This window comes from Pseudomonadota bacterium (assembly GCA_039815145.1).
Taxonomy (GTDB): Bacteria; Pseudomonadota; Gammaproteobacteria; order Steroidobacterales; family JBCBZW01; genus JBCBZW01.
In genome coordinates this window covers 1-7282 of the sequence record JBCBZW010000193.1, presented here as the reverse complement: position 1 = coordinate 7282, position 7282 = coordinate 1, and the positions used below count along the sequence as shown (strand labels likewise).

The 7282-nt window shown below is 69.1% G+C and carries 2 protein-coding genes; both read left to right on the top strand.

Going from position 1 to position 7282, the window contains the following annotated elements:
• The coding region (locus tag AAF184_23850; GenBank protein MEO0425390.1) for a beta-ketoacyl synthase N-terminal-like domain-containing protein at positions 1 to 5316 on the top strand (5316 nt) is incomplete at its 5' end.
• Positions 5313 to 7282 (top strand): condensation domain-containing protein (locus AAF184_23845; protein ID MEO0425389.1); only part of this gene is annotated, 1970 nt, incomplete at its 3' end. The genes AAF184_23850 and AAF184_23845, both read left to right, overlap by 4 nt.

Genomic DNA, 7282 nt, shown 5'->3' with positions numbered 1-7282 from the left:
CGCGTGCGGCGCCTTGAGGACGGCTCCCTGTCCTACCTGGGACGCACGGACTTCCAGCTCAAGGTGCGCGGCTTCCGCGTGGAGCCGGAGGAGATCGAGGCGGTTCTCTCTGCGCACCCGGACGTCGCGCAGGTGGCGGTCGGCCCCGCCGGCGAACAGCGCGGCGCCGACATCCGCCTGGCCGCGTGGGTGGCCCCTCGCCCCGGGGCGCGTCTCGAGTCAGGCGCTCTGCGCGAGTGGGTGAGAACGCGACTGCCCGTGTACATGCGGCCTGGCCATTGGGTCCTGCTGCGCACGCTGCCTTTGACGGCGAACGGCAAGATCGATCGCCAGTCACTGCCGGCGCCGGAGACGGAGCGGCCCGACCTCGACACCCACTTCGTGGCGCCACGGGGACGCGTCGAGCGCGACATCGCGGGGATCTGGGCGGAGCTGCTGGGCTTAGAGCGCGTGGGGGTGGAGGACAACTTCTTCGACCTAGGCGGCCATTCGCTGCTGTTAGTTCAGCTCATGAGCCGCCTGGAGAGCCGCTTCGAGCGAGAGATTCTGATCACCGAACTGTTCCGCTATCCCACGGTGGCGACCCAGGCGCGATGGATCGGCGACTTGCCGTCCACGAGCGTGCCGATCGTCGATAGCCCCACGTCTGCGACTCCCCGCCAGGCTCCCGTCGTGTCAGCACCCATCGCCGACGGCGCCGACGACCGTATCGCCGTGGTCGGCATGGCGGCACGCTTTCCAGAGGCGCCGACCGTCGACGCCTTCTGGGAGAACCTTCGCAGCGGTCGCGACGGCGTCCGACGCCTCGACGTCGAGGCGTTGCGCGCGGCCGGCGTCGACGCACGCCTCCTCGACGATCCGCGCTACGTGCCGGCGAGTCCCGTCCTCGACGACATCGAGCGCTTCGATGCAAGCTTCTTCTCGATCCCGCCGCGCCAGGCGGAGATCATGGATCCGCAGCACCGGCTGCTCATCGAGCTGGCCTGGACGTCACTGGAGCATGCGGGAATCGCGCCGGGTCGGGACGCCGGACGAGTCGGCGTCTTCGCCGGGGCGGGCCTCGGCAGCTACTTCCTGACCAATCTGGCCACCTCGCCCGCGCTCGTGGCCGGGGTCGGCGCCACCGCTGTGCGCCATGCGAACCGAATCGATAACTTAGCCACGCGTATCGCCTACCATCTCGATCTCGACGGTCCCGCCGTGACCGTGCAGTCGGGCTGCTCGTCGTCCTTGGTCGCGGTGCACCTCGCGGCCCAAAGCTTGCGCAGCGGCGATGCGAATGTCGCCCTGGCCGGTGGGGTCACGGTCAATGCGCTGCAGGGACGCGGCTACCGTTATCAGCCAGGCGGGATCAACTCTCCCGATGGGCGCTGCCGTGCCTTCGACGCGCAGGCCGCCGGCACGGTCTTCGGCAGCGGCCTCGGCATGGTGGTGTTGAAGCGCCTGGACGATGCGCTCGCCGATGGCGACACGATCCATGCGGTGCTCCTCGGCTCGGCGATGAACAACGATGGCGCCGCCAAACCCGGCTATTCGGCGCCCGGACTCGACGGGCAGGCGCGCGTCATCTCCCATGCGCTCGCCCGCGCGGGCGTCGCCCCGGAGGAGGTCGACTTCATCGAGGCCCACGGCACCGGCACGAACATCGGCGATCCCATCGAGGTGGCCGCCCTTACGCAGGCCTTCGGCGGGGTGCAGGCACCGCGCGGGTCGACCTGGCTAGGGTCGGTCAAGTCGAACATCGGTCATCTCGACGCGGCGGCCGGCGTAGCGGGTTTCATCAAGGCCATACTCGCTCTGTCCCACGGCGAACTGCCGCCGACGCTGCACGTTGAACAACCCAATCCGCGCCTGGCGCTGGAGGAATCGCCGTTCAAGCTCGCCACGGCGTGCGAGCCCCTGACGCGTCCGCCAGAGCAACGGCGGGCGGGGGTGAGCTCCTTCGGTATCGGCGGGACCAATGTGCATGCGGTCCTGGGGGGTCCCCCGTTACCGACTGCTTCATCCGCCTCTGGGCCCGAGGATGGGCCGAGAGCCACATGGCTGACCTTGTCGGCGCAGCGCGAAGAGGCGCTCACGCAGATCGGCAGGTCACTCGCCGATCACCTGGCGTGTCGACCGGATCTCGCGCTCACGGATGTCGCGTGGACCCTCGCGACGGGACGCCGCGCGCTCGCGCTACGCCGCACCGTCGTCTGCGCGAACCGCGACGAGGCCATCCGCGCTCTGCGCGGCGAGTCACCTGAGCGCGTGCGTAGCCGTACGGCGCTGGCACGCGATGCCTCGGTCGCGTTCCTATTCCCCGGACAGGGCGCCCAGACGCCCGGTATGGCGTCGGTGCCGCACGCTACCGATCGGGCGTTCCGTGAGGCCTTCGAGGAGATACTGCAGGCGATGGACGTGGCCCTCGCCCGAGTGGAGGTATCGGCGCCTCACGGCTTGCGGAACTTGCTGCTGGATGCAGAGCTGGCTGACGGGGAGGAGCTGTTGGCGCGTACGGAGTTGGCGCAGCCGGCCCTCTTTGTCTTTGAACTCGCCCTGGCGAGAGCGTGGTCGGCGCGCGGTGTCGACGCCAGCGCGCTGCTGGGGCACAGCCTTGGCGAGCTGGTAGCCGCGACCCAAGCCGGGGTGTTTGCCGTGGAGGATGCGGCTTACCTGGTCGCGCTGCGCGGCAAGCTGCTGGCCGCCCAAGCAACAGGGACGATGCTCGCCGTACGCGGGGGACGGGAGGAGGTCGAAGCGCTGCTGGCGCGAGGCGAGACCCCTGGCGTTCACCTTAGCGCGGTGAACGGACCCACCGACGTGACCGTCGGCGGTCACGAGGATGCGATCGCAGCCTTTGCGAAGCTGCTAAGCGAGGAAGAGGTGCTCTACCGCCAGCTGGTCACCTCCCACGCCTTCCACGTTCCCGCGATGGCGCCCGCGGTAGGGCCGTTCCGCGAAGCGGTGGCCGCCGTTGAGCGTCATGCACCGCAAACGCCGATCGTCTCCGCGCACACGGGGCGGTGGATGGCGGCCGAGCAAGCACAGGACCCGAGCTTCTGGGCCGAACAGCTCGTCTCGCCCGTCTGCTTCGTCGATGCGCTCGTCACCCTGGTGGAAGATACGGACGCCATCGGCTTGGAAGTAGGACCCGGGCGAGCGCTGGCGTCGCTGGCCGCCCGCCAGGGCGACCTGTCGGTGGTGCCGACGCTGCCGGGGGATGCGGGGGCTGGTGATCCGCTCACGCTTGCGTCGTCGGAGTTGTGGCTGCGCGGCGCCAAACTGGACTTTGCGCGGGCCCTGCCAGGCGGGCGCGGTCGACGGATTCCCTTGCCAACCTATCCATTCGCTCGCGAGCGTCACTGGGTAGACCCTGCGCCCGGTGCCGACCTTCTGGGTCTGCGAGGGGCGATCTCCGCATCGTCTGGAACGGGGTCGACGCCAGGTAGCGGGGCCACTGCGCCATCGGAGCAAGAAGCCGCTGGGGTGCCAACACCCACGATGCGCTCGACACCCTACGCGGCCCCGACGAGCGACCTGGAACACACGGTGGCTCAGATCTGGGAGCAGGTGCTCGGGATCACGAAGATCGGCCGCGACGACGACTTCTTCGAGCTCGGCGGCGATTCGCTCCAGGCCCTGCAGGTGCTAGCCCAGCTTCAGGAGGCAGGCTTCGGCGTGGATCCCGCGGACCTCTTCGAAAGCCAGACCGTGGCGGCCCTGAGCGCCGTGCTTCGTCCTGTGCAGGGCGATGGCGGCGAGGCGTTGGAGGCAGCCGCTGGCGCGGACGGAGCTACGCGGGTGATACCTATTCAGTACGTCAGTGCCCTGGCCGAGGCGCGCACGCCCGAGGAATTCTTGGCGTCCGTGCAGCGGAGCGCGACGGAGAGTGCGTCGGCGGCGCGTCGGATCGTGTCGTGGACTGCGCAGCAGCGGCGATGGTTGACCGCGGGCGGGGCACCGGTGGGCGTACAGATTGCAGTGCCAAGCAAGGCCCAGGCGGGCACGCTCAGCGAAGCGGCGCTGCGGGCGGCGACGACCGCGTGCACGCAACGTCATGGCTGCCTGCGTCTTCGCGCGGCCCGGGCACACGGCGACTGGGTACAACGCTTGGTGGGCGAAGAGCAGGCACCGTGGCTCATCGCGTCCCATGCAACATCGCCACAGCGCACGCCTACCCAAGTTTTGCGTGAGGTGGCCGAGGTGCTCGACCCCGTCGCCGGCCCTGTTGCTGCCGCCGCTCGCCTGGAGAGTGCGGACGGAGTCGAGCTGGCAGTGCTCGTACATGGTCTCATCGCCGACGGTGCTTCTCTGCAACCGTTGCTGGCCGATGTCATCGCGGAGCTCCATGCGGTGACCGCAGACTCTTCCGCCGAGGTGACCGTGGGCGATGGTGTAGATCCTGCGGCTGGGTGTTTCGCCCAACACGCCGAAGCGTCGTTGTTGCGCGCGTTGGATGCGCCAGCCTCACCGGTGAACGGACATGGTGCTGGCGGGCTACCGCGCGACATGCCCCTCGGTGAGGCGCTCGCGGGGGACGTCGCGACGCTCACCCAGTCGGTCGGCCAGGCGCCCGCGTCGTTCGCGCTGCTGGTGACGGCGGTGGCTGAAGTGATCGGCGCCTGGAAAGGGATCGATCAGGCCACGCTCGCGGTGGAAGTGGATGAGCGGGCAGCAGCGGCTTACCCGACAGGCGCGGTAGGTGCCTACACACGGCACGTGGATATCGTGGTCGACGCTGATGCCGGGGACTGGCCTCCTGCCGTCGAGAAGGTTCAGGCAGCGCTCGACGAGATCTGCAGCACGACGCCCGATCCGCAGAGAGATGCGGCGACGCCTTCTTGCGCCGAAGTGCTGGTGCGAGCGCGACCGATGGCCGCCGGTAGCGTGGGAGACTGGCCGTTGGCGCCGGCACCGTTGCCGACGCCATGGTCCTGCGCTGAGGCACGGCGCGAGCACCTGTTGGAGATTGAGCTTGTCAGCGAGGCCGTGCCCGATGGGTCGGTGCAACTCGCCATCACCTACTCGCCGCAGGTACACCGTGTCGACACGGTGGCGGGGCTCGCGCAGCGGATCGCCGAGTGTCTTCAACGGGCCGACGTGCCGGTGACGTCTGACAACGCCGCAATTGAGCCTACGGGGAAGATAGAGACAGGCCCTGCACATCCCACGGAGTTGGCATCGGCGACAAGTGAGCGCTCGGCGGGCGACGACGACGTCGCCGCCCCGAGCAGCGTGAGTGCTAGCCAGATCAAGGCCAGCGACCTAGAGCGGCTGTTGGGCCTCGCGCAAACCGCCACCCACCATGATGCGCGCGAGGAAGACGCGTCGTGACGACGAATGCCCCGGACGTCGAGGATATCTACGAGCTCACTCCCGCTCAGGCGGGCATGCTCTTCCACACGCTCGGCAGCCCGGGGACGGGCACCTACGTGCAGCAGCTATGGTGGACCCTCGAGGGCGAGCTCGACACCACCGAACTCACGCAGGCGTGGGAACGCGTAGCCTCGCGCCATGGCGTGCTGCGCACGAGCTTCCACTGGGAGGGGCTCGAGCGGCCCTATCAGATGGTTCATCGCCGTGTGCGGACACCGGTGATCGACGAGGACCTCAGCGCCCTTGGGTCCGCCGAGCAGGCCGCGCGCCTGGCCGACGTGTTGACCAACGACAGGCGCAAGGGTTTCGACCTCACACGCGCACCAGCGGTGCGCCTGCACCGCTATCGGCTCGGCGAGCAGCGCCAGCGCATCATGCTGACCTACCACCATATCCTCCTCGATGGCTGGTCCGTGCCGGTGGTGTCCCGAGAGTTGCTGCTCGAGGTGGCGGCCGCACGCGAGGGGAAGGCGCTCACGTTGCCCCCGTCGGTTCCGTTCTCCACCCACGTCAGGCGCGTCATGGCGGCGGATCAGGCGGCGGCCACCGCGCACTGGCGTGAACGCCTGGCAGACGTCACTACCCCGAGCTACGCGGGGGTCATGGCCCGCACCGCGCGGCACGGTGGGAAGGCGACGGCGGTGAGCAAGCACGCCGTGACCCTTCCCGCCGAGGCGGCCGAACGGGTCGAAGCCGCCGCGCGCGACGCTGGGGTGACCCTCGGTACCATGGCGCTAGGCGCCTGGGCTATCGCCTTGTCGGGTCTCAGCGGGCGCACCGATGTGCTCTTTGGCGTGACCTCGAGTGGGCGTGACGCGGCCGTGACCACGGCGATCGCCGGTGCTAAGGCGACCCCGACCGTGGGCATGTGCCTGACGACCTTACCGCTGCGCACAGACCTCGAGTCGGCCCACTCCCTGCGGGACTGGCTGCGCGCTCTACAGCGTCGCCAGGCCGAGGATCGGCGCTACGAGCATACGCCGCTTACCCAATTGCGCGGTTTGGCGGGTCTGCCCGGCGATGTGTCGCTGTTCGACAGCATCGTGGTGGTGGGCAACACGCCACTGGGGACCCTGCAGCACGCCGCGGGTCGCTTCAGCGACCTGCGCATCACCGAGCTCGGCGACTTCGAGAAGACCAACTACCCCTTCACCCTGATGGTGTCGCCGCGGTCGGGTATTGCCGTACAGGGGCTCGGGGGCACGGGGACGGATCCTGAAGCGGTGGCGCGTGCGGTGCAGCTGTTTGCGCGCGTGCTGAGTGCGATGCCTGACTACCTCGACGCGTCACCCCTGCACGTACCGCTTGCCGACGACGACCTGGAGACGGCTGCACCGATGTCGGACGCGGTCGATCCAGGGCTCGAGGTGGACGAGCCGATAGCGCGTGTTCTGCAACACGGCCGCACTAAACCGCGGGCGGTCGCGCTGACGTTAGAAGAGCGAAGCGTCACCTACGGGGAATTGGCGACGCGCGTGCGCGCACGGGCGCAGCAGCTGCGTGCAGCGGGCGTCGTGCCGGGCGATCGTGTCGCCATCGCGGCGGAGCCGGGCATCAACCTCGTCGAGGCGCTGCTCGCAGTACTGCACTGTGGCGCTGCTTGCGTGCCGCTGGATCCCGAGCAGCCCGCCGGTCGACGCCGGCGGATGCTCGAGATCGCGACGCCGGCGGCGGTGCTGAGCAGCAACAGTTTTCTCGAGGAGTTGATCTCGCGCGCACCGTCGACCTCGATCGGTGCGCCGCCAGAGATCCTGTCATTGGATGACCCCGCACCTGACGCCACCGATAGCGCGACGACGTTGCCGCCGATGGAGCAGGGTGGCGGGCTCTCGCGACCCGCCTACGTGCTGTTCACCTCCGGCTCCACCGGCACGCCGAAGGGCGTGGTGCTACCGATGGACACGCTCGCGCGCCTCGTCCGCTG